Genomic DNA, 25,342 nt, shown 5'->3' with positions numbered 1-25,342 from the left:
CCCTCACCGGCGGACACCGGTGAGGGCCGCGCCGCCGCCCTTCCGTCCCGTCGCCCTTCCGTCCCGTCGCCCTTCCGTCCCGCCGTCCCGCCGTCCGTCGGTCCGGTCAGCGGTGCTGGTGCTGCTCCGGCAGCCGGCTCTCCGGATGGGCCCACAGCAGCACGTTCGCGGGCCGCTCGGCGCGGAAGAAGTCCAGCACGTCCCGGTCCGAATGGCGCAGGCTGAAATGGGTGAGGACGAAGAGGGTCTCCGGGTGGGCCTCGACGACCGGCTTCAGCCGGCTCCACACGGTGTGCCCGACCCGGTCCGCACGGGCCAGCTCGGCGTCGTCGAGGAACGTGCACTCGGTGATGACCACCGGATACTCCAGCAGCCACGGATTGTCCTCGAAGACGCTCACGTGGGTGTCCCCGAGGAACGCGAACAGCGGCCTGAGCACCTCCCGTTCGACCTCGACACCCTCCTTGCGGCGCTGCGCGAGGATCCGGCCGAACTCCGCACCCCGGCCCTGCTCCGCGAGGGCGCGCCGCAGCTCCTCGTACTCCGGCCGCAGCGTCTTGCGCGGCTCGGAGAACGCGTACCCCACGCACGGCACCTTGTGGACGCACTCCACCACCCGCACCCGGTGGCCGCGCCGCCCGAAGGTGAACTCGTCACCGCCGCGCACCCCGTGCAGCCGGCAGCCCGCGGCGAGCGCGGGGTCGTAGGCGGCGCCGTGGTTCAGCTCGGCGGACGCCCGCAGGAAGGACTCCACGTACGGCACTGCCGCGGCGGGCAGGTAGATGTCGACCCCGCCGGCCCTGGCCGCGAGGTGGTCGAGGTCCTTGGAGTGGTCGTGGTGGGTGTGGGTGAGGAAGACCGTCTCCGGCTGCCGCCCCTCCGCCAGCCCGGCGTCGAGCGCGCACCGCAGCTCCGGAATGTGGAAGAACGTCTTGTCGTTGGCACGCGAATAGCCGGTGAGGGTGAACTCGGTACCGGGTATCCGCCAGGTCTTCCACTGGCGGAACGGGTGCCCCCGCTCCAGCAGGCCGGGATGGGCGGCCGGTGTCGTCCGTCCAGGGGCCAGGGTCATCGGTGCCTCCGTCGGACCGCCACGATCGGGTGAAGGGGCCGATCGTAACGGCCGGCGCACCGCCGCGGCCCGCGGTCTTCCCCGCACCCGGCCGGCCCGCGCCGCCGACCGTGCGCCCGCGCGTACCCGGCGTCAGCCCCCGCCGCGGACCGGCCCGCCGGCCCCGCCGTCCGCCGCCGGATCGCGCGGGCCCACTCCGCCGAGCGGGCGGCGGAACCCGCGCCGGGCGGGCCTCAGGGCAGCCCGTCCTGGGTCGCACCGATGTGCGTCCAGTTCCCGAACTGCCCGGCGGGGAAGTCCCTCAGGTTGATGAAATCGCCGCTGCCGTCGAGCTCACCCGATGCGGCGGCCCGCGTCTGCCTGTCGTAGAAGAACAGCCGGCGGTGGGTCGGCACGATGTGGGTCCAGTTCCCGAACTGTCCGGCGGGGAAGCCCTTCAGGTTGACGAAGTCGCCGCCCGCGTCGAGCCTGCCGGTTCCGGCCGCCCGCGTGGCCCGGCTGTAGAAGAAGAGCTTCGAGGCGCCTGCGTCGAAGACGACGTGCGTCCACTTCCCGAACTGCCCGGAGGGGAAGTCCCTCAGGTGGATGAAATCGCCGCCGTCGTCGAGCTCACCCGATCCGGCCGCCCGTGTGCTGTTGCTGTAGAAGAAGAAACGGGCGAGGAGATCACCGCCGGCGAAGAGGACGTGCGTCCAGTCCCCGAACTGCCCGGCGGGGAAGTCCACCAGGTTGAAGAATTCACCACTGGCGTCGAGCCGCCCGGTTCCGGCCGCCCGCGTGCCCTTGCTGTAGAAGAAGACCTGGACGCCGTCGGGCGAGATGTGGGTCCAGTCCCCGAACTGCCCTGCCGGGAAGTCCTTCAGGTTGACGAAGTCGCCGCTTGGGTCGAGCTTTCCCGTCCCCGCTGCCCGCGTGTCCTTGCTGTAGAAGAAGAGCTGGCCGCCACCGGGCACGATGTGGGTCCAGTTCCCGAACTGTCCGGCGGGGAAGCCTTTCAGGTTGACGAAGTCGCCACCGGAGTCGAGCCTGCCCGATCCGGCAGCTCCCGTGTCCTGGTCGTAGAAGAAGAGCATGGCTTTTCCTCCTGTTCTCACACTGCCGATTTCTTCCGGAGTTCAAGAATTCAGGGGCTACTCGTTGAGTCGTCAACGGCCACAATTCTTTTCTTTTCTGAGCTTATGTCAGGAAAGATTCGGGTGCGACCCGGCCAAAGGTTGAAGGTTGGTCGACCGCAGGTGCCCCGGATGTGCCCGGACGTGCCGTGCGGGAGGATCTCGGCCCTCACGCGGCGTCAGCCCCCACAGCCGGTGCCATGGCCGCACGCTGCACCCCTATGGCCACTCGGACTCGCCCGGCCCTCGGCGCGGATCCCCGCCGGGTACCGGGCCTGGGGCGGCGCGGCGACGTGGAGCGGCCGCGGGAGGCGCCGGCCCATCGCCGCCGGCCGTCGACGGGGAACTCCAGGCAGGGGCGAAGGGGCTGAAGTCGGCGCCGGAGGGGCAACTGAGGATGCTCGGTGCACGGCTGTACGGCGCGATCGCGACGCCTGCACGGTGACACGGTGCACCGGTCCGCGGATCGCCGCGCAGGACCTGCCGTCCGAGGACCGGTCCTTCGACACCGACGAGCCGATGGCAGGACCGGTTCCGGCTCACCCGCGACTGCCTGCCCGAGTTCGCCGGCGTCCTCGACGGCTTCCCCCGCCCGCCGCGACGGTGCCCGCGCCGAGTAGGTGCCCGTTGCGGGGGACTGCGCCGACGGCCTGTTCGAGGCGTACGGGCGCCGGCCGGGGGCGTACCTGGAGGATCGCGTGCGCCGTGCGGTGTCGGTGCGGACCCGGGGTCGGGCCGCAGGCCGAGCGGCGGGTGGTGCGCAGCCTCGCCGACGACCCCGGCTCCGGCCGGTGGGCCGCGCGCAACGGCCGCCTCGCCGGCCTCGACGCGGCAGACCTCGGCCTGCGCCTCCTCGTGGCCTGCCCGACCCTTTTCGCCGCGCCGCGCCGCGCCGCGCCGCCGGCCACCGGCCCCTGCCCGGGGGTCTACCGGGGTGGCTCGCACCGCGCGGGAAGGGTCACCGTCCCGGGCCGGTGCTCGAAGGTGTCCATGACCAGCCACTCGTCCAGCTCGGGGTCGTAGAGGTTCTGGACGCCGAACTGCAGCACCTGCCAGAAGGTGCCCCGGTTGTTCTCGTCGACGTAGATGTCGCCGAGCGCGAGCGGCAGGCGCGGGTGGTTCCCGGGAGGAAGCTGCGGGAAGACCACGCCCACCCTCCAGTGGTTCACATGCCGCTGCGGGGTGCGCCGCAGGGTCTCCCGCCCGACGAACCGGGCGTTCTCGAAGCCCTGGTTCAGGTCCTCCAGGCTGAAGCCCGGGATCCGTGAGCAGGGGTGTTCGTCCAGGCCGGGCCACTTGTACGTCAGCGTGTAGAGCGTGCCGCGGTAGATCAGGTTGGTGAACCAGATCGGGTGCTGCGGGCCCCCCGCGGTCATCTGGCTGTCGCCGTTCCTGCCCTCCCAGGTGAACGGCACCGTGATGTCCAGGTCCCGGACGATCCACGTGCCCCTGCCGCGGAAGTCGCGGGGGAGGCGGGGCGGCGGCGGGGTCGTGGAGGCGTCCTGCCGCGCGACCGCGACCGCGACCGCGACCGCGGCCGGGCCCGCGGTCCCGGCCCCGGGCCCGGCGCCGGCCGAGGGCGGAGCCGCCAGGACGAGCGCGGCCACCGCGGCAAGAGCGGCCGGTGCGGCCGTCCTGCGTACGCCATTCCAACCCATGGTCTCCCTCGGCTGTCACGTCAGGCGCCGTCACGACGGCGCAGAGGACAAAAGCGGCGATGCTGGGACACCGTCCCCGGAATCAAACATTCCGAAACCGGTGGCTGCCCCGGCTCGCGGCCGTGGGGGTCGCTCCGGATGCGCCACCGCGCCCCTCTGCGGCTCCGCCGCTGGCGGCCGGCTCGGCGTCGGCCCCGCCCGGCGCGGGGACGCCGCGAGCGTGCCCGCGTCGCGGATCACCGGTACGAAAGTGTGCCGGGTGTCCGTCACCGGGAAGCCGGCCGTGTGGATCGTCGTGGGAGCCGAGTCCCGCCCGTGGCAAGGGAATTGAGGACCGGGGCGGGCTACGGCGACAGGCTGATCCGCGACGGCCGCCCCGGGCTGCTTCGCCCCGGCGGCGTCACCCGCCGGGGGCGTCCTCGGCCTCCCAGCGCAGCAGGTCGCCCGGCTGGCACTCGAGCGCCTCGCAGAGCGCGGCGAGCGTGGCGAAGCGCACCGCCTTGGCGCGGCCGTTCTTCAGTACCGCCAGGTTGGCCGGGGTGATCCCCACCCGGTCCGCGAGTTCGCCCACGGACATCTTCCGTCTGGCCAGCATCACGTCGATGTCGACGCTGATGGGCATCAGATCACCTCGTCCAACTCGGCCCGCATCCGCGCCGCTTCGCCGTCGCGCGCGACGGCCTGCGCGAGCAGCATCCGCAGTACCAGCACGATGAGCGCGACCCCCAGGATGGCCAGGCCGATCCCGCCCATGATCACAGTAACGCCCGGATCCTCCCGCTGGCCGGGGGCGTTGACCGCCGTCACCGCGAACCACAGCACGGAAGCCGCCGTGATCGCGCCGATCACGCCGTCCACGTACCGGAACGCGGCGTGGGAGAACACCGTTCCGCGCCGCACCATCGCCGTCAGCCGCCATACGCAGACCAGGGCCACCTGGGCCGCCACCATCCCCAGGATCACGATCACGCGCATCGGGGTCAGCGGCAGCGCCCCCTCCGTCTCGCCGGTGGCCAACACCCACACCATTCCCGCCTGCACGAACACGGTGCCGGCGAACACCGCCGCGAGCACGGCGTGCAACGCACGCACGGTCAGCTTCCCCATGGCCCATCCTTCCATCGACCTGCGATGGAAATCTATCGAAACTCGATAGGTCGAGCAAGGGGGCAGGGTCGTGGCAGCCGTTTCGCAGGGCCACCCCCGCCCGTCCCCGCCCGGCGCGTGACACGCCGTGCCGGGCGCCGAAGTTCGGTGTCCGGCCTGCGCCGGGGCGGTCCGCGGCCCTGTCAGTAGGTGGGGCAGATGTTGGCCTGGACCGTGGCGAGGATGAGCGCGCTCTTGGTCGGACCGAAGCCGCTGGGGTGGTTGGGGCCGGTGAAGCGCTGCTCGACCTGGGCGACGCGCTTGGTGGGGTCCTTCTCGTCCTTCATGGCACCGCACTGGTCGCGGCCGCGGCTGATGGCCTGGTCGTCCTGGCCGTTCACGATCTCGGGGTCGATCCCGCCCAGCGTGGCGAGGTAGATGACACGCTTCTCGCCGGTGGGCTCGGGCGGGATCCCGGAGGCTTGCGTGGCCCCGGGGCCGGTGCCGGGGCCGGTGACGGCGGGCGTCGTCGGCGTGGAGGCGGCCGGGGTGGGCTCGGCGTCGGCCCCGGGCCCGCCGGTGCAGCCGGCGAGGGCGAGGAGCGCGGCGGCGGCCGACAGCAGGGCGGCTTGATGTGTGCGCATCAGGCCATGGTGGACCCCGCACGGGGCGGGGGAGCGGCCCGTGACGCACCTGTGACGGGGGCGGCGGCGCCGGCGGGGCGTGCCTCAGGGAGCGGCCCGCCCCTCGGGAAGCGGCTGCGCCTGCTGCGCCGGCCGGCCGGCGGGTTCGGCCTGGGGGCAGGCGGGGTTGGTGCAGGGGGCGTCGGCGTAGAGGGGGACGTAGACGCCCATCGTCTTGTGCCGCTGGACCGTCGCGGGCAGCTGCTGCCGGCAGCTGGGGCAAAGGTGTCCGGGGCGGGCCGCCGCAGGATGCTTCTCTCCGTCCATAAAACGAATTTACGCCCACTTTGCCCGGATTTGAAAGTCTCTTTGGTGGGGTGATCACGTCTCGCGTGCGGACCCGCCGCCGTCCGACGGCGACGACGACGGTGGCGTCGGTGGCGGTTGCGGTGGCCGGAGCAGGCTGAGGGTGACCGACACCGCCAGGACGACGACGATCACCGCGAGGCTCACCGGCGAGGGGATCTCCGGAATCGAGGGGCTGATCAGTTCGTGCGAGGCCTGCAGGACCAGCTTCACGCCGATGAACGCGAGGATCAGGGCCAGCCCCGTACTCAGGTAGTGGAAACGGTCGAGCATGCCGGCCAGCATGAAGTAGAGGGCTCGCAGCCCCAGGATGGCGAAGGCGTTGCTGCTGTAGACGATGAAGGCGTCACTGCTGACGGCCAGCACCGCTGGCACGCTGTCGACCGCGAAAACCAGGTCGGCCGCCTCGATCGCGGCCACCACGGCCAGCAGCGGCGTGGCGACGCGCCGGCCGGCCTCCTTCACGACGAACTTCGTCCCGACGTAGTCGTCGGTGACCGGGACGACCTTGCGCAGCAGCCGGACGACGAGGCTGCGCCCCGGGTCGAAGCTGTCGTCCTCCTCCTTGAGGATCTTGTACGTGCTGTAGAAGAGGATCGCGGCGAAGGCGTACAGGACGGCCGTGAACCGGCTGACGACGGCCACTCCGGCCGCGAGGAACACGCCCCGGAACACCAGCGCGCCCAGCACCCCGAAGAACAGCACGCGGTGCTGGTAGGCCCGCGGGACGCGGAAATAGCCGAAGATCAGAGCGAAGACGAAGAGGTTGTCGACCGACAGGCTCTTCTCCAGCAGCCACGCCGTCGTGTACTCCACACCGGCCTGTGTGCCCACGACGGCGAACACCAGGCCGCCGAAGGCGAGGGCCAGGCCGACCCACACCCCGCTCCACGCGGCCGCCTCGCGGAAGCCGATGACGTGCGCCCGCCGGTGCGCCAGAAGATCGACCGCCAGCGCCGCGAGGACGGTGACGGCGAAGACGATCCACAGCCAATAGGGCACGTCGTGCACGGCGGATCCCCGCAGACGGGCAGTAGGGTGACGCCCTTGCCTGCGATTTTGCCGTAGCGATACCTGTTTGTCTTCTCGGTGGGCGGAAGCTCCGACCGGCCAGGCACCCGGCCCACCGGGCCCCGCCAGCCCACCGGGCCCCGCCAGCCCACCGGGCCCCGCCGGCCCACCGGGCCCGCCGGGAGCGTTCGGCGCGCCGGCCCTGCCAGCCCCGCCGGGCACACCTGGACTCCTGGGCACACCTGGACCCCTGGGCCCACCGGGCCCCGCTGGCGCCGCCGGGCCCACCTGGCGCCGCCGGGCCCGCCTGGCCCCCTGGGCATGCCTGGCCCCTGGGCTCGCCTGGACCCCTGGGCCCACCGGGCCCCGCTGGCCCCGCCGGGCCCGCCTGGCCCCGCCGGGCCCGCCTGGCCCCGCCGGGCCCGCCTGGCCCCGCCGGCCCACTGGCCCCCCGGGCCCCCGGGCCCGCCTGGCCCCGCCGGGCCCGCCGGGCCCCCCGGGCCCGCCTGGCCCCGCCGGCCCACTGGCCCCCCGGGCCCCCGGGCCCGCCGGGCCCGCCGGGAGCGTTCGGCGCGCCGTCCCGCTCGAGGCGCCGGCGGCCGGCCAGGCGGGCCGGCATCTCCACGGTCCCGCGGAGCGCGGCGGCGGCGCAGGCCGCCATCGCAGCGAGGAGGGCCAGTGCGATCGGCCCCGGACCGCCCGGATCCCCCCCAGGGGCCGGCCGTTGCCGCCCCGCGCCCACGGCGTCGGCTCGGCACAGCGGTGGCGCCCAGGACCACGCCGTGCCGGCGCGCCACGGCCGCCGCGCGTTCGTGCCGCCGGTCGCCAAGCAGCGTGTGGCCCCGCTCCTGGCGATCGCCCGCCGAGCCGGCGAGGGCCGGCAGGCCCGGTCCCCGCGCCGGACCACGCCGGCGACCGCGGCGCCCGGCCGCGGCCGCATCCGTGACGGCAGCGGGCCGGTGTCACGGAACGCCACGTCCCACGGCCTGCCGTTCGGGAGCGGCAGCGTCGCTTCCGGCCCCTTGCCGCGGGCGCGCCCGCGGCAAGGGGCGCCTCGGACCGCAGGCAAGGGCGTCCGCACGGGCGCCGGCCGGAACGCGAAAGCCCCGTGACGTCGGCGGGCGAGGTCACGGGGCGTCCTCGGACCAGGCGCCCCCCAGGCGGCCGCCGGCCCGGCGGCTACCGGCTGAGCGACCTGAGCGCCGCCGCGTCGTACGGCTGCAGCTCGTCGAAGCGGTTGCCGAGGACCTTCGCCGCCCACTGCGGGTCCTGGAGCAGCGCCCGGCCGACGGCGACCATGTCGAACTCGTCGCGTTCCATGCGGTCCAGGAGGTTGTCGATGTCGCCGATCGCCGCGCCCTCGCCGGCGAAGGAGCGGATGAAGTCGCCGTCGAGGCCGACCGAGCCGACGGTGATGGCCGGCCGGCCCGTGAGCTTCTTGGTCCAGCCGGCGAGGTTCAGGTCCGAGCCCTCGAACTCCGGGAGCCAGTAGCGCCTGGTGGAGGCGTGGAACGCGTCGACGCCCGCCGCCGCCAGCGGGGCCAGGATCGCCTCCAGCTCCTGCGGGCTCTGCGCGAGCCGGGCGTCGTAGGCCTCCTGCTTCCACTGCGAGTAGCGGAAGATCACCGGGAAGCCGGCCGGGACGCGCTCGCGGACCGCGGCGACTATCTCCGCGGCGAACCGCGTACGGGCCACCGCGTCGCCACCGTAGGCGTCGGTGCGGCGGTTGGTCCGCTCCCACAGGAACTGGTCGAGGAGGTAGCCGTGGGCACCGTGCAGTTCCACGCCGTCGAAGCCGATCCGCGCGGCGTCCGCGGCGGCGTCGGCGAACGCGCCGATGACGTCGTCGAGGTCGGCGCGGGTCATCGCCCTGCCGGTCCCCTCGGTGCCGTCGACGCGGATGCCGGAAGGGCCCACGGCGGGCGCGTCGGCGTACGGGGCCTCGCCCTGCTTGCGCACCATGCCGATGTGCCACAGCTGGGGCACGATCGTGCCGCCCGCCTCGTGCACGGCCGCGGCGACCTTCGCCCACCCCGCCAGCTGCTCCTCGCCGTGGAACCGCGGCACCCGGTCGCTCTGCCCGGCGGACTCGTGGCCCACATAGGTGCCCTCGGTGACGATCAGGCCCACACCCGCGGCGGCCCGGCTCGCGTAGTACGCCTGCACGTCCTCGCCGGGCACGCCGCCGGGGGAGAACATCCGCGTCATCGGAGCCATCGCGATGCGGTTGGGGACGGTCAGGCCGTTCAGCGTGACGGGCCGGGAGAGGATCTCGGCCGCGCGGGAGGGGGTGGACGTGGTGGCGGTCATGCGGGTCCTCCGGGTGGAGCTGGGGCTCGGCGGGATGACAACGAGGAGTGCATAGTACACACGATATGTATCATGCACATTGCCGCTCGGGGCGCCCAGAGCCCGCCCCGGCCCGTCCCAGGGGCGCCCCGCCCCGGCCTGGCCTGCGGGGCGCGCGGGGCCGGTCCGCAGGCGCGTCGGCGATAATGGAGCGCCGGAAGGAGAAGGAGTAGGAGTCGCAGTGCTGGAGAAACTGGAGCGGGAGCTGATGCTCCTCTCGAGGCACCAGGTGCTCGGCCGGCGCGAGCGCGACCCCGGACGCCTGGAGCGGTCCGCGTACCTGCTGCTCAGCCGGATCGACACCCAAGGCCCCATGTCCATCGGGCAGTTGGCGGAAGCCTTCGGACTCGACGCCTCGACCGTCAACCGCCAGACGGCCGCACTGCTGCGCTGCGGACTGGCCGAGCGCGTCGCGGACCCGGACGGCGGCATGGCCCGCAAGCTGCGCATCACCGCCGAAGGCGGGCGCCGGCTCGCCGCGGACCGCGAGGCCAACCGGTCCTGCCTGGCCCGGGTGATCGCCGACTGGTCCCCCGAGGAAGTCGGGGAGTTGGAGGACGTCCTGGTCCGCCTCAACCGCAGCGCCGAAGCCCTCGAAGGACGGTACTGGCCGCGCGCGGAGGACGACGGCGCCCCCGCCGCAGGCCACCCGGCGCCCCTGCGGGAATCCGCGCCGCGAGCCACATAGGACCGGACCGCGGGCCCGCGCCCCCCGGCCGGCGCCTCCCCGGGGGATACTTGCCTGATGGGCGTATCGGGGGCTTCCTGGGTCAACACGACGCACGACTGGGCCGGCGGCGTCGACACCGAACATCTGGCACGGATCCGGCGGAGCCCCGCCGAGTTCGCGCCGGAGGGACCTTGGCACCTCGTCCTGGAGGTACTCGCCTACGCCGCTGACGAAGCGTCGGCCACGGGCGGGGGACGCTGCGCCGTGGTCCTCCATCCTGACCGATCCCTGTGCGTCCGCGACGACGGACGGGGCACCGACACCCGCGCGGACGAGCACGGCCGGATGGTGAAGAAGCCGGTCATGGCCACGAAGGACCTGCGGTTCTTCGACTTCCCGCAGGCCGAGGAACTGCCCGACGGCCGCCCCCGGCGCGGCATGTCCGTGGTCGCCGCCCTCAGCGAGTGGCTCGTCCACACCAATCGCCGCCGCAGCGGGGCCTGGAACCAGCGCTACGAACACGGCGTCCCCACCAGCGGACTTGAGCCCCTCGCGGCCGACGGCACGACCGGGACAGCGGTCCACTTCAGGCCGGACGAGTCGCTGGGAGCGCTGACCGTGCCCGCGGCCGCCGACCTTGCCCGCCTGGCCGCGACCTGGCCGCACCTGCACGTCCGGCTCGACGACCGGCGCAACGACTGACGGACCCGGCGGTGCGCAGGCTTGCACCCTCCCGGCCCCTTCCCGCCGGACGGCGTTTCGGAGGCCGGGCGACCCCGGCGGGCGAAGAGATCTCCTCCCCGCGCGCACGGCCCGGACAACGGCCTCAGGACCGGTAGGGGCGCATGGTGAAGTGTCGCGTATTCACGGCTGACGCCCACGAGTTGTGCCTCAGCGGAAGGCGGCGATGTTGCGGGCGACCCAGCCGTTGAAGGGGCGCGGGGCGCGGCCGAGGACTCGTTCCACGTCCGGGCTGATCCGCAGTTCCGCCGGGTTCGGGGCGGAGATGATGTCGAGGGTGTCGTCGGCGAGTTCCACCGGCACGGACCGGGTCATCATGGCTTTGGCCTCGTCGCGGGTGAGTTCGTGGAACCGTACGGGCGAGCCGAGCGCGGCGGCGATCGCCTCCGCCTGCTGACGCGGCGTGATCACCTCCGGTCCGGTCAGCTCGTACACCCCGCCGGTGTGCCGGTCGTCCAGCAGGCAGGCCGCCGCGACCTCGGCGATGTCCGCCGGGTCGATGACCGGCACCCCTACGTCGCCGAAGGGCGCGGCGACCGTGCCCTGCGTGCGGACGGACTCCGCCCAGGCCAAGGCGTTGGAGGCGAAGCCGCCCGGTCGCAGGACGGCCCAGGCCAGGCCGGACTCCCGCAACGCGTTCTCCACCGCGCGCATCGCGACCCGCGACGGGCCGAGCGGCCTGGTCGCGACCCCCTGCGAGGACAGCAGGACGACTCGGCGGACTCCGCTGGCCGCAGCCAGGCCGATGATGTCGGCCGGCCTGGCTCCGGGGGCGTGCAGGTCGCCGGACAGCAGGAGGAACAGCGCCTTCGCCCCGTCCAACACGGGGGTGAGGCTTGCCGGTTCGGACAGGTCGGCCGCCACGTGCCGCACTCCGTCCGGTATCGCCACCGCATGCCGCGACACTGCCGTCACCTGCTCGCCCGCCTCGGCCAAGGCTTGCGTCAAAGGCCGGCCCACGTTCCCGGTAGCCCCGGTCACCACAATCATGTTCAGCTCCTGATCGGTCGTCTACTACGCGATCGACGCTAGGAGTCCGGCTTACTTTTCGTAAGAACATACCCACAGGTAAGCTCCTGGCATGAGTGAAGGTGCGCAGCCCAGGCAGGCCGAGGCGGGCGGCCGGTATGAGGTGCTTCACACTGACTGCCCGGCGCGTGACATGGTCGACCACGTGACCAGCAGGTGGGGTATCTGGGTGCTGATCTCCTTGCGGAGCAACGACCTTCGGTTCTACGAGCTGCGCAACAGCATCCAGGGCATCAGCGAGAAGATGCTCGCTCAGACCCTGCGTGCGCTGGTCCAGGACGGCCTGATCTGGCGGCAGGTGGAGCCGACGACGCCGCCCCAGGTCACCTACGGACTGTCCGAGTTCGGCCGGGACGTCAGCGAGCCGCTGACGGACCTGTTCGACCGGATCACACGGCGGCTGTCACTGCACAGCCCGGATGGCGCTGTAGTGGCCGGCCTCGAAAACCGGAGCCCGAGGAGCGGGCCGCGCTCGACCAAGGGGTGACCGTACGGCGTGGCCAGGGCTGCGCCCTGCGCCCTGCGCGTCATCGCCGATACGCCCCGGCGGCCACACACGGTGACACCGGAACCCACTTCAACGAGGAACACGCGACACCTCACCACGCGAGCCCACCAGGACCGGGCCCGGACAAGCAGCCCGCTCCGCGGAGGACTGCGCCGAGCCCGAGGCGGCGTAGGGGCGCCGAGCCCTCCCGTACCGTCGGCCGCCCCCCGGCCTCGCCCTGGTCGTCAGTCCGTTCCGGCGCCGCGGCCGGTGCCGTCGCCGTCCGCCCTCATCGCCTTGAACAGTTCCGGCACATCGGCCGGCTCCACCTTCGCCACCGCCTTGCTGCGCAGGCGGTAGCCGAGCGCGGTCCGGGTCAGCGCCACGCAGCCCGTGGTGACCGCCACGACGACCGCGGGCCACGGGGCTCCGCCGCCGATGATCTCGGCCAGAACCGAGAGCGCGATGCCCGGCGCCGCGACAGATGCGGGAATGTTCATGGTTTCCTCGCCTTCAGACGGGAAGCGGAGCGCCCAGTGCGCCCCGTTTGAACGTTTGCGCAGTTCGGGGCGTTGCGGGACGGGCAAGAGGAGTTGCCTGGCAGCCGGCAACGCCCGCTCGTCGGGTGCGCCGCCCGCTCACCGTGTTGCCAGGTGCGGAAAGCCGGCGTGCGGGGAATGAGATCTGCCGGGGGCCGTGCGCACGCCGGCGGGGGAGGGGTTCTCATGCCGGCAGGACGCCCGGGACAGCAGCAGACCTTCGCGTACGCCGCGCTGCTGCAGGAGGTGTTGGAGCCCTACCTCTCCTCCCGCGGCAACACCGGCCGCCAGGTGGCCCGGGGCGTCCACGTGGACCCGTCCACGCTCTCGCGCTACCGGCACGGCGAGCGCCTGCCGCCGTCCGGGTTCAACGCGGCGCTCCAGGCGTTCCTCACCTCCAGGAGTCTGCCGATCCCGGAGGCGGACTACCGGCGGCTCATCTCGCTGCACGCCGGCGCACAGGCGGCCAGCCTCAGCCCGACCCACCAACTGGCCCTCAGAAAACAGGAGATCCACGAGCTGGAGACCGCCCGCACGACGCTGGCCGAGGACAACCGCGCGCTCCAGGAGCAACTGGACGAACACGCCCGCGACCTCGCCGCACTGCAGGACCGGACCGACCGGGAGCTGGGCGAGGCCGCGGCCCGCTACCGCAGAACCCTGGACGCACTCGGCTCCGTGCGCCGCCGGCTGGCCTAGGCCGAACGGGAGCGGGACGGCCTCCTGGCCGAGCTGGAGCGCCTGCGCGAGGTGGAAGCCCTCGCAGCCCGCCAGGAACGCGCCCTGCACGCGGCGGCCCGCCTCTTCCGCGAGCAGGCCGAGGACATCGACACCTGCCGGCAGCAGAACGCGGAACTCGCCCGCCAGGTCACCACACTGCAGCAGCAGAACCTCAACCTGCTCGACGAGCGGACCGAACTGAACCGCAGATACGCCGCAGCCCTGTCACGGCAGGCCGCACAGGCACCGGCGAAGATCAGCGGCTGGGGCTACCCGCACATCAAGGAGCCGGGGGAGGAGTACGGCCTCCCGCCGGACGGACCCCCGTTCCACAACCCCGGTGTGCCCTACGCCCCCCGCCGGGGATGGCTCGCCCGGCTCCGTCCGGGGAGCCGGCAAGCGTAGCGAGGGGCGCCGGGAGGGCGGGGGCTACGGCACGCGCCACACGTTGGCGAAGGCCGTGTTCTCGATGGAACGCCGCTGGCGTACGGCCTCCAGCTCCGTCACCGCGTCGTGTACCGCGGCCAGCACCGTCGCCACCGCTTCGCCGTCCGGGCCGGCATCGTCCTGGGGGCCTCCACCATCGCGGATGCCGATGGCCGCGGCGAGGGCCCCGAGGACGGGTTCGCCCTCCTGCCGGCGACTTTGCGCACGACGCCGGGCGGGTGTGTCCACGAGCTCCATGCGGTGATCCGCCCCGAAACCCAACAGGCCCCGCCGCGGCCGCGTCAGCAGGCCGGCCTCTTCGAACGCGGCCTGGTAAGCCGCCGCGAGGTCACGGCCCCTGCGCCACAGCCAGTCCTCGACGCTCTCGTACGGCACCGTCCGCACGAGCGCCGACGCCGCCGCGCGGAGCAGCAGGTCGTCCAGGTCCGGCCGGGGGCCCGGCACGATGAGATCGCCGTCCAGGTCGACGGCCCCGGCCTGGAGGAGATCGACCAGTTCGGCTCCTGCGAGGGACAGGGACAGATCGCCCTGCCCCACCGAGCGCTCCGGCCGGGGCTCCAGGGCAAGGGTGAACAGGTCGTGTGCCGTGGTCATGTACGGCTCCCTCGTCGTCGGCCGCATCCGCGTCGCGTCGCGGGGCGGGGTGAGGGCAAGTATTCCTCAGCCGTTGCCCGTTCTGCGTCCACCCGCTGCCCGGTGGCGCGCCAGTGCCTCGGCCGCGGCGGTCCGGGAGACGCCGACGGCGGTCCGCGGACGGTCCGGCCCGAGCGCCTCGGCCGGCAGGCCGAAGCGCTGCCGCAGCACCCGGCGGGCGTCCCCCGCGGCGCGGCGTGGAGCCTCTCCCCACCGCTGTCCGGCGCCGGCCGGCAGGCCCGCCCCCGCACCAGGGAGCCGGAGCACCTCACCGGTCCTCGCCCGGTCCTCACCCGGGCCGGGGCCGGTCAGGTCCGCCCGGATTCGCGGGGGCTGGCGTCCGGGCCGTCGGTGAGGAGCGCGAGGAGCCCGGCGATGTCGCGGCCCGCCTCGGCGGGGTGGCGGAACCGCGCCCCGGGCGTGATGCGGTAGCGGTTGCGCCGTCCCTCGCGTACCCGGGTGAGGTACCCCTCCCGCTCCAGGTCCGCGACGATCGCCTGGACGGTCCGCTCGGTGAGCACACAGGTCGCGGCGACCTCCCGGAGGCGCACTCCGGGGTCGCGGGCGAGCGCGAGCAGGACGCGGGCGTGGCTGGTCAGAAACGTCCACGACCCATGGGGAAGGCCTTCGACACCCATGGCCCCATTTTGCCCCACCTTTTGTATATACGACCTGTTTTTCACGTTTTTATTGACGTAGGTCGTCCGGATGCCGACGATGCTGTTGGGAAGCGGAAAACAGCCCCGGAACGTGGGGAGGCAGCCATGACCTCCATCGTGTCCGATCTCCGCCTCAGCAGCAGCCCCCCGCAAGAGGCCGGCCTGGAAGTCGCGGTGGCCCCCGGTCCGCGGTCCGGGACGGTCCAGGTGGTCGTGAGCGGCGAGATCGACCTCGACAACGCCGTGTTCCTGCGCCGGGTGCTGCTGACCGCGCTCGTCTCCCACCGCGGCACGCTCCTCGTGGACCTCGACCGGGTGGCCTTCTGCGACTGCGCGGGCCTCAACACGCTCCTGGCCGCCCGCTGCGCTGCCCTGCGGGCGGGCCGCGGCCTGCGCATCACGGCCGCCGGCCGCCGCGTGGAGCGGCTCCTGGACCTCACCGGCACCCGCTCCCTGTTCATGTGAAGGCGCGCGACGAGACCGGCGCCGCCCCGGGGCCATACCCGCCGCCGCTGCGGGAAGACGCCGGAGGAACACCCGGCCGGCTCCTCGGGAGCCGACCGCGCGTCCTGGAAGGCCAAGGGGCGCCGGCACGCCGCCCGTCGACACCGGAGAGTCGGTCGATCATGAACGCCGAGAAGCGCGACCCGCGCCCCGGACTGCTCCCCGACGAGGGCGCGGCCGTGGACGAGCACGGCCGCCCGCCGGGAGCCCCCTCCCGGACGGGCCCCGGCACCGGCCCGCCCGCCGACCCCGCCCGTGTGGAGCGCGCCGCCGAGGAGGGGAAGCACACGACGGCCGGAGCACAGCCCTCGGGGAAGGGGCGCAAGGGCGGACGCGATCCGGCTGAATGAGGCGGCCCGGGGTGGGAAGGCGCAGCACGAGTGCCGAGTTCGCACGACGAGCCGAGGAGGGTTGTCATGCCCCGTGGATCCAGCCCCAAGCGGGAACGGCAGTACGAGCACATCAAGGAGAGCGCCGAACAGCGCGGCGAGAGCACCAAGCGCGCCAAGGAGATCGCCGCCCGCACCGTGAACAAGGAACGCGCCCGCTCCGGCGAGTCGAAGACCGCCTCCCGGACCTCCCTCCAGGACATGTCGTCCTCCGAGCGCGGCGGCAAGCGCTCCCACAGCGGCGCCCAGGGCCCCACCAAGGAGCAGCTGTACAACGAGGCCAAGCACAAGGGCATCGAAGGCCGTTCGAAGATGGACAAAGCACAGTTGAAGCGCGCTCTCGGCCACTGAGACCGGCGCAGCGCGCCACGCGCTACGGCCCGCAGGCCCCTGACGTGGGACCGTACGGCCGGCACGTGCCGATCTGCCGCACCCGCCCCCGCACCCGCCCCCGCGCCGGCCCCGGGCCATCCGCCCGGGGCCAGCCTAGGCGCGGGTGGCCGGGCGGAGCAGCACGCGGGGGGACAGGGACCGGACCAGGTCCAGGGCGCTGAGGGCGAACATCACCACGCCCAGCGGGACGTGCAGCCAGGCCACGTGCGCGACGCCGAGGGCGACCTGGACCGAGGCGAGGAGCAGGAAGCCGACGGAGTACAGGACGGGGCGTGCGGAACCGCCGCCGGGCCGCCAGGCGAGGACCGCGGCCAGGACGTAGAGCATCGCGGCCGCGTACATGACCTTCGACCCGTAGTCGTGCATCGCATAGCCGCGCGACGAGCTCAGCAGCAGGCCGGCGGTGGACGCCTGGAAGAAGAGGGCCAGCGTCTGCAGGGCGGTCGCGGCCTTGAGGAAGGCGCTCATGGGTGGGTCCTCCTGGATCGGGTGCGGGGTGCGGGGTGCGTGCGGGTGCGGGTGTCGGACCGGCGCCTCGAACCGTCCGGCTGCGAGGCCTTTCGGCCTCAAGACACCGCCCGCCCCGCCGCTGTGACAGCCTGTGACGCAGGTCTCCCGACGGCCGGCCGCCGGGAGACCGCGCAGCGCCCGCGTTCCGGGCGGCCGGGGGCGCGGGGGAGGGCGCCCCGCTACGGGAGCAGGCCGAGGGCGACGTGCGGGGCAAGGGCCCGCAGGAAGTCCGGGGCGTCGAAGATCTCACCCGCGGCGGCGACCCCGACGGTGCGGGTGCGGCCGGTGAGGACGCGTTCGACGGCTTCGACGACGAGGGGCGCCGTGACGGCGTAGATGTCCTGACCGCGGGCCACCGCCCGGCGCTCGGCGCCGCCGCGCCGGACGACCGCGTCGACGACGAAGGTCTGCTCGGAGCGGCCGCTCTCGTCCGCGGCGACCGGCGCGGGCGTGCCCGGGGACGCGATGTCCCGGACGGCGTCGGCCGTCATGTAGGTGGTGACCTCCGGGACGGAGAGGTGGGTGGGCACGGTCACCACGTCGGCCATCGTGAACTCCCCGACCACGGGCCGGGTGCCCATCGGCTGCGGGAAGCGCCATTCGAGGGTGGGCGCAGCGTCGGTGCGGTACTCCCACTGCCCGCCCGTGTAGCGCAGACGCCGCTCACCGCGCCGCTCCCGGGAGACCGCACCCGATAGCCGCGTCCCCGCCGTGGGATGCCAACTGCTCAGGCCGTAGGCGATGTGCACCTCCTCCGCCTCGCTCCAGTCGCCCATGGCGGCGGTGGCCAGCAGATCGCCGAGGCCCCCGAAGAAGGCCATCGCGGGGACGACGACCGCGCCGGCGTCCCGCGCCCGGCCGGTGAAGTGCGCGAAGGTGTCGATGTTGGCCTCCAGTTCGGCCGCCACGTCCAGGTACGGGATCCCGGCGCGCAGGGCCGCCTCGATCACGGGGGCGGCCGTCGAGGCGAACGGCCCGGCGCAGTTGACGACGGCGGCCGTGCCGGCCAGCGCCCGGTCGAGGGAGCCCGGGTCGTCCACCGTCGCCGGGCGGGCGTCCAGCCCCGTCCCCTCCGCCAGCACCTTCAGCGTGTCGGCGTCGCGCCCGGACAGCACCGGGACGAACCCCCGCGCCACCAGCTCCGCCACCACGAACCGACCGGTGTGCCCGTACGCGCCGAACACCGCCACCTGCTGACCCGACCCCATGAACCCGCTCCTCCGCACCGAGTGCTCCGCCGCGGCTCCTGGTGACCCGCAGCGCTCCGTCAGGAAGATCCTGGCGCGGGACGGCCCTCCACACGAGTGTCCGGAACGACATGACCCGTACACTTCCGGACGTGACCACTGTTGCCCTGGCCATCACCGACGGCATGCTGCATTTCGAACTGTCCCTGGCGATGGAGGTCTTCGGCTCCGATCTGACCCACCTCGTCGAGCCCTGGTACGACTTCGCGCTCTGCGGTCCGAGCCCCGTCCGCGTCGACCGCTTCCGGTTGGACCCCGACCACGGCCTCGACCACCTGCGGCGGGCCGACACCGTGATCGTCCCCGGCTGGGCCGACGTCGACCGGGACCCCCCGGCGGAACTGGTCGACGCCGTGCGCGCGGCCCACGAGGCGGGGGCCCGCGTGGCCTCGCTGTGCACGGGCGCGTTCGTGCTCGCCGCCGCCGGCCTCCTGGACGGCCGCCGCGCCACCACGCACTGGGCGCACACCGAGGAGCTGACCAGGCGCCACCCCCGGGTCACGGTGGACCCCGACGTCCTCTACGTCGACAACGGCAGCGTGCTCACCTCCGCCGGCAAGGCCGCCGCCATGGACCTGTGCCTGCACCTGGTGCGCCTCGACCACGGCTCGGCCGTCGCCAACACCATCGCCCGGCGCCTGGTCGTCCCTCCCCACCGCGACGGAGGCCAGGCCCAGTTCGTGACCACTCCCGTGCCCACCCCCGGCAACCATCCGCTGGCCCGCCTGTTCCCCTGGGTGCTGCAGCGCCTGGACCAGGCGCTCACGGTGGAGGACCTGGCCCGGCAGGCCGGCATGAGCTCGCGCCACCTGGGACGCCACTTCAGATCGGTCACCGGCACCACCCCGCTGCAGTGGCTGCTCACCCAGCGCATCCGGCATGCGCAGGAACTGCTGGAGAGCACCGACGACACCGTCGACACCATCGCGACGGCCACCGGCATGGGCACCGCCACCACGCTGCGCCGCCACTTCGCCCGGGCGGTCGGCGTCCCGCCGGACACCTACCGCCGCACCTTCCGCACCCGCGCCCGCAGCGGCCCCGCCCCCACCTGATCCGCGCGGACCGGCGGGCGCGGCGGGTCCGCCCCGGCCCGGGTGCGGGCCGGGCCGCCGAGCGGCCCGGCCCTTCAGCGGATCAGGCGCGCACCGTGTGCCACGAGGTGCACTTGCGCTCGCTGCCCTTCACGACGCATCCGCGCATCTTGTAGGAGTTGCCCTCGGGCAGGTTGCCGGACACGACCTTCATGTAGATCGCCTTGTGGCCGCGCGTGGAGGCGATGCGGCCGGTGCTCAGCTCGGCCTCGACCGCCCAGCCGTCGGGGCTGATGTCCTTGGCGATGAGGGAGTCGCCCGGGATGTCGGGCGCGGGCTGCGGGTCGGCGTTCCAGCGGACGAAGCCCATGTTGTGGCCGTCCTGGGGGCTGCTGAGGTGCAGCGTGAGCGACCCGTCCCACGCCTTCGCGGTAACCCCCGCGATCCCGGACTTGGACACCGAGAGGCTGTCGGGCGCGAGGTCACCCGTCTCGTCGGCGACGGCGGTCCCGGCCCCGGCGGTCAGCGCCACGCCGACGAACAGGGCGGACGAACCGAGGACCGCACCGATGCGCTTGTGTATCGAACTCATGTCTTCCTTTGGTTCCCGCGCACGGCGGCACGCCGCCGCACGCACGCTCTCCGCCGGCCTCGAACGGCGCCGGCGGTCAGTCAAAACCACTGTAGCCAGGCCCAATTGAGAACCTACTGACGGGTACCCCCGAAGCGGCGGCGCCGGCATCCGCGCGGCGCAACCCGCCCGCCGCCCGCCAGCAGGACACGGCCGGACACGGCACCCGGCCCGGGAACGGAGAGTGATCTTCGATGTCCGCAGGGTCGAAGGGCGCCGACAGGGGATCAAGGGCGCCCTATCCGGACCTTAAGGGACGGATAACAGCCGGCCCGCAGCCCTGCGAAAGCCCGTTCCGGCCGCAAACCGCCCTTAGTGTCACGGGTGTTGACCGAGGCACTTTCGATGCCGCCGCTGCACCGGCGGATCGGCTTTACCAAGAGGTTTGTGATGTCCCGAAAGCGAATTGCCCTGGCCTGCGCGGCCGTGGCCGTCGGAGTCGGCTCCGTCGTCCTGCCCGTGGCCGCCAACGCGGGAGAAGAAGACAGCGCACTCGGCGCCGCCTGCCGCGTCGCGGACCGGTCCACCGTCTGGTGGGCGTCCGGCGAGGTCCTGCTGACCAACAAGGGCGACCGGCCCGTACGGGACTGGACCGCCGAGTTCGACGTGTCGCAGGGACAGGTCACCCTCGACAACCCCTGGGCGTACGAACTCCGCCAGGACGGCAAGCACGTCACCATCAAACCGATCGCCGACCGCGCCGACGTCGCCGCCGGCGGCAACCGGCCCGTCAAGGTCGGGATCAACCCCGCCGGCAAGGGCATGCCCGAGATCACCGGATGCCGCGTGAACGGCGCGTCGGGCAACGGAGGCGACACCGGCACCACCCCGGCCGTCCCCGCCGACAGCGGCTCCTTCGCCAAGGACCACACCGCCGTCCACCTGATGTGGAAGCCGCCCGCCGGCGGCGCCGAGATCGTGCGCTACGAGGTCTTCCAGAACGGCAAGCAGCTCAAGACCGTCAAGGACACGATGACGGACATCGAGCGGCTGGCCCCCGCCACCCGCTACACGTTCAAGGTCCGCGCCGTCCGCTCCGACGGCCGCACCACCGGCTTCAGCAAGGACATCGTCCTCACCACCCTCGCCGCACCCGGCCAGGACAAGGCGAAGCCGGTCATCCCCGCGGACCTGGAGGCGACGGCCTCCGGCCCGTACCAGGCCGCCCTGCGCTGGCGCGCGGCGACCGACGACGTCGCCGTCACCGGCTACCGCATCTACCGCAACGGCGCGAAGGTCCAGGAAGCCGACGCCAAGGCCACCTCGGCCACCGTCTCCGGCCTGACCGCGAGCACCGCCCACCGCTTCAAGGTCACCGCCGTCGACGCCTCCGGCAAGGAGTCCGACCCGACCCGCGAAGCACAGGTGACCACCACCGCGGCCCCCGACGGCACCGGCACCGCCGCCCCCGGCGACTTCGCCGCCACCACCGCCGTGAAGCAGGACGGCGGCGTCACCCAGCACTACCTGAACCTCACCTGGTCCGTCCCGCAGGGCGTCGGCCAGATCACCACCTACCAGGTCCACCTCAACGGCAAACCCGCCCAGACCTTCATGTGGGGCGCCGGCGACCCCGTCCTGCCCGTGCCGACGGTGAAGGGCTCGCGCGAGGTGCTCGTCGGCTCCCACCCCGGCTCGACGTACACCGTCAAGATCCGGGCCCGCCTCGGCGACGGCACATGGGGCGCCTTCTCCCGCGAACTGACCGTCAGGACGGCCGGCTGATCACCCGCCCGCCGCCCGCGCGCCCGACCGACCCCGCGCGCACGACCGACCCCACGACCAGGAGCGTTTCCCGCATGAGCACGACCCGCCCCACCGCCACGACCTCCCCCGACCCGGCACGGCCACCGGCCCCGGCCCGCCGCACCGCCCTCCTGCGCCTCACCGCGCTCGCGGCCCTCCCCCTCACCGTGACCACCCTCGCCTCCGCACCCGCCTCCGCCCACGGCTCCACCGCCGACCCGGTGAGCCGCAGCGTCGCCTGCACCAAGAACCCCCAGGCGAGCGAAGCCTGCCGCCTGGCCCTCGCCCAGAGCCCCGGCATCCCCGGCGACTGGAAGTCCGTCGTCCAGGGCCGCGCCATCGACCACAGCACCCCCACCTCCTCCCCGCAGCACCGCGCCCGCATACCCGACGGCAAGCTGTGCAGCGCGGGCAACGCCCAGTTCTCCGGCCTGGACCTGCCGCGGGACGACTTCCCCTCCACGACACTGCCCGGCGGCGCCGAGTACGACCTGCGCTACGACATCAGCGCCCTGCACAACCCGTACCGCATGGAGATGTACGTCACCAAGGACGGCTACGACCCGAAGAAGCCGCTGAAGTGGTCCGACCTGGAGGACACCCCCTTCCTCAGCGCCGACAACACCGCGGCCACGGCGGCCCCCTCGGGCTTCCTCGGCGCGAAGGCGTTCACCTTCCAGGCAGTGCTCCCCGAGAAGAAGGGCAAGCACCTCATCTACACGATCTGGCACGGCCTGAAGCGCCCCGACGGCTCCTTCCAGAGCGAGGAAGCCTTCTACTCCTGCTCGGACGTCACCTTCAAGTAGACGCCGGCCGCCGGCCCCCGGACCACCCCGAGCCCGGGCACCCCCTCCCCGGGCTCGGGGGCTCCCCCCCCCACACCCCCGTACGACCGGCCGCCACGCCATACGGCAAGCGGAACAGGAATTTCCGCCAATGCCGGACGTCGCGGCGGCCGCCACGCCATACTGCAGGCGGAACAGGCCAGTTGGGGGATTCGCCCGGGACCGGGAGCAGTGCGGGCGGCCCTCCGCGAGGGGGAGTACATGAGCGAATCCATCAAGATGCGCGTTCCGGGCGAGCTCGCGGAGCTCCTGATCGCCGAGGGGTACGCCACACCGACCCGCGGCCGGCGCAGTTCCCAGTGGGGACTCGACGGGGACTTCATCGGAGGCACCGCGACGGTCATCTCCCTGCTGCAGGCCCCGCAGACCGTCGCCTACCTGGCGGGAGTCATCCGCTCGCTCGCCTCCCGGCGCCGGGCCGACCGCGGCCCCGACCGCAGCAGGATGTGCGTCGAGGCCATCGGCCCGCACGGCCAGATCCGCTTCGAGGGGGAGGCGACCGTGGAGGAGATCGAGCGACTGCTCGCACGGACCATCCTGCCCGCACCGGGCACCGGTCCGGCAGAAGGGGGCGACCCGGCCGCCGGCCTCGACACCGACCGCGTCTGACCGCCCCGCCATGGGCACCTGGCGCCGCCGTCTCGCATCGATGGTCGTCACCGCGGTCCGACGCCACCTGGAAGTGGACCTGCTGGCCGACCTGCAAGGCCTCGACGCCACCGACGTCCGGGCCATCACCAGGCTCTACCAGGTACTCGACCGGCGGCCGGTCTACTCCGACGCACTCGACCACATCGTCCAGTCCGTCGACCAGCACTACTCCCGCGCCGCCCCCAAGCCGCTCGTCCGCCGCCTCCTGGCCTCGCTCCTGGACGAGACCGGCGCCCACTTCCAGGAACTGGGCCGCGCGCAGGAAGCCGCGCAATGCCACCGGATCGCCACCGAGCTCGCGCCGGACGGCCCGGACCGGACCATCCTCCACCTGCTGTCCGCGATCCACAGCGAGCAGCAGCTGCACACGCTCGGATCCCACACGGTCGACGCCGTCCTACGCGCCCTGCTCCACGAGGTGGGCCGCAGCGGCCGGAAGATCCGCCGCGCGCGGATCCTGGCCGCCGTCGCCTACGCCGCGCACTCGACCGCCAACTTCGAACGCCTCAGGACCGCGGTGGAGCCGCTGGCCGCAGCCGCCGACACACCCGGGTACCAGGCACTCGCCACCTTCTACCGGTCCCGCCTGCTGCTCGCCGGCGGCCGCCTCGCCGAAGCCCGGGCCCTGGAGCGGGAGTTCTCGCGGACGGCAGCCCGGATCGGCCCGAAGGACCGGGCCCACGAGATGGTGGCCTCGGCCCTGGAGAGCCTCACCCCGGACGGCGGCGCCATGGACCAGGCCGCCGAGGCCGCCCGCCGGGGCGACCACGTCGGGGCCGCGGGATGGTACGGACAGTGCGCCGAGGAACTGCCCGCCGGCCCCTTCAGGGCGACGATGCGACTGTTCGCCGAAGCGGCCAGGGTGCAGGGCGGCCTGCTGCCCTCACCGGCCGCCGTGCGGCAGTGCCTGTCCCGGCTCTGCGCCGACAACGTCTTCGCCGCCCGCACCATCACCGACGTCGAGTCCATCCTCACCGGCCTGCTGATGAGGGCGATCGACCTCCACCAGGCGGGCGCCGACGCGCAGATCGTCGCCGAAGTCGCCGACTTCCTGGGCGAGTTCCGGGGCGGAACCGCCGTCGGACGCCCCCAGGGCAGCGGCGCCTACGACACCGACGCCCGCGCCGACATGACGCTCGTGGACTTCCTGGCCCAGGCCACGACACCGGTGACGGCCGCCGAGATCGTGACGGGACTCCCGGCGCACCACGTCGTCTGGGTGCACGTCACCGGACAGACCGGCGAGCACCACCTCACAGTCGTGACACTGCGCCCCTCGGACCCCGTCCCCCTCGTACGGCGCACTCACCTCTCCACGGCCGACGGCAAAGCGCTGGCCCAGTGCCTGGACGAGGACTCCGAGGACGCCCCGGCGGAAGCGGTCCGCCGGATTTCCGACCTGTTCTTCGCCGACATCGGCCCCGACGCCCTCGGCACGCGCATCCTCGTGGTGCCCGACTCGGCCACCTGGGCGATGCCCTGGAACGAACTCGCCCCGCACGGCACCGCAGCCCTGGCGATCAGCATGTCGGCGGCAGCGGCCCTGCGGTCCCGGCCCGCCCGGGCGGCCGTCGTGCCCCGGGTGATCGGAATCTTCGACGAGGTCGAGCTCGAAGGCTCCCGCCTCGAAGCCCGGGCCCTGGACCGGCTCGACGCCCAGGGGCACATCCGCTTCACCCGGGTGCACTCGCTGGCCGAACTCCGCGACGCGCTGGAGACGGCCCCGTACGACATCCTCACCATCAGCGTCCACGGCACGGAGAGCGACGGCTTCGAGTACCGCATGCTGCTGCCGGACGGCCCCTCCTCGCCGGCCGCCCTGCTGCGGCTCGGGCTGCCCGAGGTCGTCGTCCTCGGCTGCTGCTGGTCGGCCAAGTCCACCGAGCGCGCCGACACCACGGCCGCCGCCCTGTCCTGCCTGGCGGCCGGAGCCTCCCAGGTCGTCGGCGGCCTCTGGGCCATCGACGACGAACTGGCCGGACGCCTGCTGGCCGACACCTACGACCGCCACCTGCGCCGGGGCGTACCCCTGCCGCAGGCCCTGCGCCAGGCCCACCTGGCCCTGCCCCCGGACCTCCGCCCCGGCGCCGCGGGCCTCGCCCTCATCGGCCGGGGCTGAGGCCCCCACCCCCGGCGCCGACGCCGCCGGCCGCCGTGCCCGCCGCGCCGCCGGCGGACGGCGGCTCGGCC

At 73.4% G+C, this 25,342-nt stretch carries 30 protein-coding genes and 1 pseudogene; 14 read left to right on the top strand and 17 right to left on the bottom strand.

Annotated features, from left to right (window positions below; translation table 11 throughout):
* Positions 1–106: 106 nt before the first annotated feature.
* On the bottom strand, positions 107–1,072 hold the full coding sequence (locus AVW11_RS29960) for an MBL fold metallo-hydrolase (protein WP_076046576.1): 966 nt from the start codon (positions 1,070–1,072) through the stop codon (positions 107–109).
* Positions 1,073–1,305: 233 nt separating this feature from the next.
* On the bottom strand, positions 1,306–2,145 hold the full coding sequence (locus AVW11_RS29955) for a hypothetical protein (RefSeq protein ID WP_076046575.1): 840 nt from the start codon (positions 2,143–2,145) through the stop codon (positions 1,306–1,308).
* A 250-nt stretch (positions 2,146–2,395) separates the two neighbouring features.
* Here AVW11_RS29955 and AVW11_RS39365 point away from each other — a divergent pair.
* Positions 2,396–3,045, top strand: a pseudogene (locus AVW11_RS39365) (MerR family transcriptional regulator); the annotation flags it as partial.
* A gap of 65 nt (positions 3,046–3,110) precedes the next feature.
* On the opposite strand, the gene AVW11_RS29945 reads toward AVW11_RS39365, so the two are convergent.
* The 7 genes from AVW11_RS29945 to AVW11_RS29910 all read right to left on the bottom strand — a co-directional run bounded on the left by AVW11_RS29945 (position 3,111) and on the right by AVW11_RS29910 (position 9,238).
* A complete protein-coding gene (locus AVW11_RS29945) occupies positions 3,111–3,842 on the bottom strand; it encodes a hypothetical protein (protein WP_143568921.1) in 732 nt (243 codons plus the stop codon).
* A 400-nt stretch (positions 3,843–4,242) separates the two neighbouring features.
* Entirely contained in the window at positions 4,243–4,464 is a 222-nt protein-coding gene (locus tag AVW11_RS29940) for a helix-turn-helix domain-containing protein (protein ID WP_030852631.1), read from the bottom strand.
* Positions 4,464–4,949 carry a DUF2975 domain-containing protein gene (locus tag AVW11_RS29935; RefSeq protein WP_030852634.1) on the bottom strand — a complete coding sequence of 162 codons (486 nt, stop codon included), beginning with the start codon at positions 4,947–4,949 and terminating at the stop codon, positions 4,464–4,466. Before AVW11_RS29935 ends, AVW11_RS29940 begins: the two co-directional genes overlap by 1 nt.
* A 182-nt stretch (positions 4,950–5,131) precedes the next feature.
* Entirely contained in the window at positions 5,132–5,572 is a 441-nt protein-coding gene (locus AVW11_RS29930; RefSeq protein WP_060181172.1) for a hypothetical protein, read from the bottom strand.
* An 84-nt stretch (positions 5,573–5,656) separates the two neighbouring features.
* A complete protein-coding gene (locus tag AVW11_RS37245; RefSeq protein WP_076046573.1) occupies positions 5,657–5,878 on the bottom strand; it encodes a hypothetical protein in 222 nt (73 codons plus the stop codon).
* Between the two features lie 54 nt (positions 5,879–5,932).
* Complete coding sequence (locus AVW11_RS29920; protein WP_060181171.1) at positions 5,933–6,928, bottom strand: TerC family protein; 996 nt, start codon at positions 6,926–6,928, stop codon at positions 5,933–5,935.
* Positions 6,929–8,107: 1,179 nt separating this feature from the next.
* Complete coding sequence (locus AVW11_RS29910) at positions 8,108–9,238, bottom strand: NADH:flavin oxidoreductase (protein WP_076046571.1); 1,131 nt, start codon at positions 9,236–9,238, stop codon at positions 8,108–8,110.
* A 247-nt stretch (positions 9,239–9,485) separates the two neighbouring features.
* Between AVW11_RS29910 and AVW11_RS29905 the strand changes: the two genes are divergently transcribed.
* Positions 9,486–9,965, top strand: coding sequence for a MarR family winged helix-turn-helix transcriptional regulator (locus AVW11_RS29905; protein WP_240528304.1), 480 nt, complete (start codon positions 9,486–9,488; stop codon positions 9,963–9,965).
* A 57-nt stretch (positions 9,966–10,022) separates the two neighbouring features.
* Entirely contained in the window at positions 10,023–10,649 is a 627-nt protein-coding gene (locus tag AVW11_RS29900) for an ATP-binding protein (RefSeq protein WP_076046570.1), read from the top strand.
* A gap of 189 nt (positions 10,650–10,838) precedes the next feature.
* Here the strand turns inward: AVW11_RS29900 and AVW11_RS29895 are convergent, their stop codons facing one another.
* Entirely contained in the window at positions 10,839–11,678 is an 840-nt protein-coding gene (locus AVW11_RS29895; protein WP_076046569.1) for an SDR family oxidoreductase, read from the bottom strand.
* 91 nt (positions 11,679–11,769) lie between these two features.
* On the opposite strand from AVW11_RS29895, the gene AVW11_RS29890 reads away from it, so the two are divergent.
* A complete protein-coding gene (locus AVW11_RS29890; RefSeq protein WP_079250855.1) occupies positions 11,770–12,204 on the top strand; it encodes a winged helix-turn-helix transcriptional regulator in 435 nt (144 codons plus the stop codon).
* A 245-nt stretch (positions 12,205–12,449) separates the two neighbouring features.
* Here AVW11_RS29890 and AVW11_RS29885 read toward each other — a convergent pair whose 3' ends face one another.
* Positions 12,450–12,704: a hypothetical protein gene (locus AVW11_RS29885; RefSeq protein WP_060180801.1), complete on the bottom strand. Its 255-nt coding sequence runs from the start codon at positions 12,702–12,704 to the stop codon at positions 12,450–12,452.
* Positions 12,705–12,929: 225 nt separating this feature from the next.
* Here AVW11_RS29885 and AVW11_RS29880 point away from each other — a divergent pair, with 225 nt between their 5' ends.
* Positions 12,930–13,442, top strand: a complete 513-nt coding sequence (locus tag AVW11_RS29880; RefSeq protein ID WP_076046568.1) for a hypothetical protein — start codon at positions 12,930–12,932, stop codon at positions 13,440–13,442.
* 51 nt (positions 13,443–13,493) lie between these two features.
* Positions 13,494–13,868, top strand: a complete 375-nt coding sequence (locus tag AVW11_RS29875; protein WP_076046567.1) for an MreC domain-containing protein — start codon at positions 13,494–13,496, stop codon at positions 13,866–13,868.
* Between the two features lie 24 nt (positions 13,869–13,892).
* Here the strand turns inward: AVW11_RS29875 and AVW11_RS29870 are convergent, their stop codons facing one another.
* From AVW11_RS29870 to AVW11_RS29865, 3 genes are all read right to left on the bottom strand, one after another.
* Complete coding sequence (locus AVW11_RS29870; RefSeq protein ID WP_076046566.1) at positions 13,893–14,504, bottom strand: GPP34 family phosphoprotein; 612 nt, start codon at positions 14,502–14,504, stop codon at positions 13,893–13,895.
* A gap of 66 nt (positions 14,505–14,570) precedes the next feature.
* Complete coding sequence (locus tag AVW11_RS37240; RefSeq protein ID WP_143568920.1) at positions 14,571–14,810, bottom strand: hypothetical protein; 240 nt, start codon at positions 14,808–14,810, stop codon at positions 14,571–14,573.
* Between the two features lie 41 nt (positions 14,811–14,851).
* The gene (locus AVW11_RS29865) at positions 14,852–15,181 is read right to left on the bottom strand and encodes a helix-turn-helix transcriptional regulator (protein WP_076046565.1); all 330 of its coding nucleotides are present in this window, start codon (positions 15,179–15,181) and stop codon (positions 14,852–14,854) included.
* 126 nt (positions 15,182–15,307) lie between these two features.
* Here AVW11_RS29865 and AVW11_RS29860 point away from each other — a divergent pair, with 126 nt between their 5' ends.
* The 3 genes from AVW11_RS29860 to AVW11_RS29850 all read left to right on the top strand — a co-directional run bounded on the left by AVW11_RS29860 (position 15,308) and on the right by AVW11_RS29850 (position 16,446).
* The gene (locus tag AVW11_RS29860) at positions 15,308–15,667 is read left to right on the top strand and encodes an STAS domain-containing protein (RefSeq protein WP_158076174.1); all 360 of its coding nucleotides are present in this window, start codon (positions 15,308–15,310) and stop codon (positions 15,665–15,667) included.
* 161 nt (positions 15,668–15,828) lie between these two features.
* Entirely contained in the window at positions 15,829–16,056 is a 228-nt protein-coding gene (locus AVW11_RS29855; protein WP_076046564.1) for a hypothetical protein, read from the top strand.
* Between the two features lie 66 nt (positions 16,057–16,122).
* The gene (locus AVW11_RS29850) at positions 16,123–16,446 is read left to right on the top strand and encodes a hypothetical protein (RefSeq protein ID WP_030852666.1); all 324 of its coding nucleotides are present in this window, start codon (positions 16,123–16,125) and stop codon (positions 16,444–16,446) included.
* Positions 16,447–16,581: 135 nt separating this feature from the next.
* Here the strand turns inward: AVW11_RS29850 and AVW11_RS29845 are convergent, their stop codons facing one another.
* On the bottom strand, positions 16,582–16,956 hold the full coding sequence (locus AVW11_RS29845) for a hypothetical protein (protein WP_060180794.1): 375 nt from the start codon (positions 16,954–16,956) through the stop codon (positions 16,582–16,584).
* 221 nt (positions 16,957–17,177) lie between these two features.
* Positions 17,178–18,206, bottom strand: coding sequence for a saccharopine dehydrogenase family protein (locus tag AVW11_RS29840; protein ID WP_206281937.1), 1,029 nt, complete (start codon positions 18,204–18,206; stop codon positions 17,178–17,180).
* A gap of 131 nt (positions 18,207–18,337) precedes the next feature.
* Here AVW11_RS29840 and AVW11_RS29835 point away from each other — a divergent pair, with 131 nt between their 5' ends.
* On the top strand, positions 18,338–19,300 hold the full coding sequence (locus tag AVW11_RS29835) for a helix-turn-helix domain-containing protein (RefSeq protein WP_076046577.1): 963 nt from the start codon (positions 18,338–18,340) through the stop codon (positions 19,298–19,300).
* 82 nt (positions 19,301–19,382) lie between these two features.
* Here AVW11_RS29835 and AVW11_RS29830 read toward each other — a convergent pair whose 3' ends face one another.
* Positions 19,383–19,871, bottom strand: coding sequence for a hypothetical protein (locus AVW11_RS29830; protein WP_051700640.1), 489 nt, complete (start codon positions 19,869–19,871; stop codon positions 19,383–19,385).
* A gap of 429 nt (positions 19,872–20,300) precedes the next feature.
* Here AVW11_RS29830 and AVW11_RS29825 point away from each other — a divergent pair, with 429 nt between their 5' ends.
* The 4 genes from AVW11_RS29825 (at position 20,301) to AVW11_RS29810 (ending at position 25,271) form a co-directional block, all read left to right on the top strand.
* Complete coding sequence (locus tag AVW11_RS29825; RefSeq protein WP_158076173.1) at positions 20,301–21,635, top strand: fibronectin type III domain-containing protein; 1,335 nt, start codon at positions 20,301–20,303, stop codon at positions 21,633–21,635.
* A 74-nt stretch (positions 21,636–21,709) separates the two neighbouring features.
* Positions 21,710–22,462 carry a lytic polysaccharide monooxygenase auxiliary activity family 9 protein gene (locus AVW11_RS29820; RefSeq protein WP_060180788.1) on the top strand — a complete coding sequence of 251 codons (753 nt, stop codon included), beginning with the start codon at positions 21,710–21,712 and terminating at the stop codon, positions 22,460–22,462.
* 240 nt (positions 22,463–22,702) lie between these two features.
* The gene (locus tag AVW11_RS29815) at positions 22,703–23,110 is read left to right on the top strand and encodes a hypothetical protein (RefSeq protein WP_030852680.1); all 408 of its coding nucleotides are present in this window, start codon (positions 22,703–22,705) and stop codon (positions 23,108–23,110) included.
* Between the two features lie 10 nt (positions 23,111–23,120).
* Positions 23,121–25,271, top strand: coding sequence for a CHAT domain-containing protein (locus AVW11_RS29810; RefSeq protein WP_076046561.1), 2,151 nt, complete (start codon positions 23,121–23,123; stop codon positions 25,269–25,271).
* Positions 25,272–25,342 lie beyond the last annotated feature (71 nt).

This window comes from Streptomyces amritsarensis, assembly GCF_001953875.1.
In the GTDB taxonomy this organism is placed as follows: domain Bacteria; phylum Actinomycetota; class Actinomycetes; order Streptomycetales; family Streptomycetaceae; genus Streptomyces; species Streptomyces amritsarensis.
Note: the sequence above shows the minus strand (reverse complement) of the source record. Positions and strands in the feature narration are given on the sequence as shown.

Coding starts and splice junctions, on each gene's coding strand:
- AVW11_RS29960 (WP_076046576.1), bottom strand. CDS start 1,072: ATGACCCTGGCCCCTGGACGGACGACACCGGCCGCCCATCCCGGCCTG.
- AVW11_RS29955 (WP_076046575.1), bottom strand. CDS start 2,145: ATGCTCTTCTTCTACGACCAGGACACGGGAGCTGCCGGATCGGGCAGG.
- AVW11_RS29945 (WP_143568921.1), bottom strand. CDS start 3,842: ATGGGTTGGAATGGCGTACGCAGGACGGCCGCACCGGCCGCTCTTGCC.
- AVW11_RS29940 (WP_030852631.1), bottom strand. CDS start 4,464: ATGCCCATCAGCGTCGACATCGACGTGATGCTGGCCAGACGGAAGATG.
- AVW11_RS29935 (WP_030852634.1), bottom strand. CDS start 4,949: ATGGGGAAGCTGACCGTGCGTGCGTTGCACGCCGTGCTCGCGGCGGTG.
- AVW11_RS29930 (WP_060181172.1), bottom strand. CDS start 5,572: ATGCGCACACATCAAGCCGCCCTGCTGTCGGCCGCCGCCGCGCTCCTC.
- AVW11_RS37245 (WP_076046573.1), bottom strand. CDS start 5,878: ATGGACGGAGAGAAGCATCCTGCGGCGGCCCGCCCCGGACACCTTTGC.
- AVW11_RS29910 (WP_076046571.1), bottom strand. CDS start 9,238: ATGACCGCCACCACGTCCACCCCCTCCCGCGCGGCCGAGATCCTCTCC.
- AVW11_RS29905 (WP_240528304.1), top strand. CDS start 9,486: ATGCTCCTCTCGAGGCACCAGGTGCTCGGCCGGCGCGAGCGCGACCCC.
- AVW11_RS29900 (WP_076046570.1), top strand. CDS start 10,023: ATGGGCGTATCGGGGGCTTCCTGGGTCAACACGACGCACGACTGGGCC.
- AVW11_RS29895 (WP_076046569.1), bottom strand. CDS start 11,678: ATGATTGTGGTGACCGGGGCTACCGGGAACGTGGGCCGGCCTTTGACG.
- AVW11_RS29890 (WP_079250855.1), top strand. CDS start 11,770: ATGAGTGAAGGTGCGCAGCCCAGGCAGGCCGAGGCGGGCGGCCGGTAT.
- AVW11_RS29885 (WP_060180801.1), bottom strand. CDS start 12,704: ATGAACATTCCCGCATCTGTCGCGGCGCCGGGCATCGCGCTCTCGGTT.
- AVW11_RS29880 (WP_076046568.1), top strand. CDS start 12,930: ATGCCGGCAGGACGCCCGGGACAGCAGCAGACCTTCGCGTACGCCGCG.
- AVW11_RS29870 (WP_076046566.1), bottom strand. CDS start 14,504: ATGACCACGGCACACGACCTGTTCACCCTTGCCCTGGAGCCCCGGCCG.
- AVW11_RS29865 (WP_076046565.1), bottom strand. CDS start 15,181: ATGGGTGTCGAAGGCCTTCCCCATGGGTCGTGGACGTTTCTGACCAGC.
- AVW11_RS29860 (WP_158076174.1), top strand. CDS start 15,308: ATGACCTCCATCGTGTCCGATCTCCGCCTCAGCAGCAGCCCCCCGCAA.
- AVW11_RS29855 (WP_076046564.1), top strand. CDS start 15,829: ATGAACGCCGAGAAGCGCGACCCGCGCCCCGGACTGCTCCCCGACGAG.
- AVW11_RS29850 (WP_030852666.1), top strand. CDS start 16,123: ATGCCCCGTGGATCCAGCCCCAAGCGGGAACGGCAGTACGAGCACATC.
- AVW11_RS29845 (WP_060180794.1), bottom strand. CDS start 16,956: ATGAGCGCCTTCCTCAAGGCCGCGACCGCCCTGCAGACGCTGGCCCTC.
- AVW11_RS29840 (WP_206281937.1), bottom strand. CDS start 18,206: ATGGGGTCGGGTCAGCAGGTGGCGGTGTTCGGCGCGTACGGGCACACC.
- AVW11_RS29830 (WP_051700640.1), bottom strand. CDS start 19,871: ATGAGTTCGATACACAAGCGCATCGGTGCGGTCCTCGGTTCGTCCGCC.
- AVW11_RS29825 (WP_158076173.1), top strand. CDS start 20,301: ATGTCCCGAAAGCGAATTGCCCTGGCCTGCGCGGCCGTGGCCGTCGGA.
- AVW11_RS29820 (WP_060180788.1), top strand. CDS start 21,710: ATGAGCACGACCCGCCCCACCGCCACGACCTCCCCCGACCCGGCACGG.
- AVW11_RS29815 (WP_030852680.1), top strand. CDS start 22,703: ATGAGCGAATCCATCAAGATGCGCGTTCCGGGCGAGCTCGCGGAGCTC.
- AVW11_RS29810 (WP_076046561.1), top strand. CDS start 23,121: ATGGGCACCTGGCGCCGCCGTCTCGCATCGATGGTCGTCACCGCGGTC.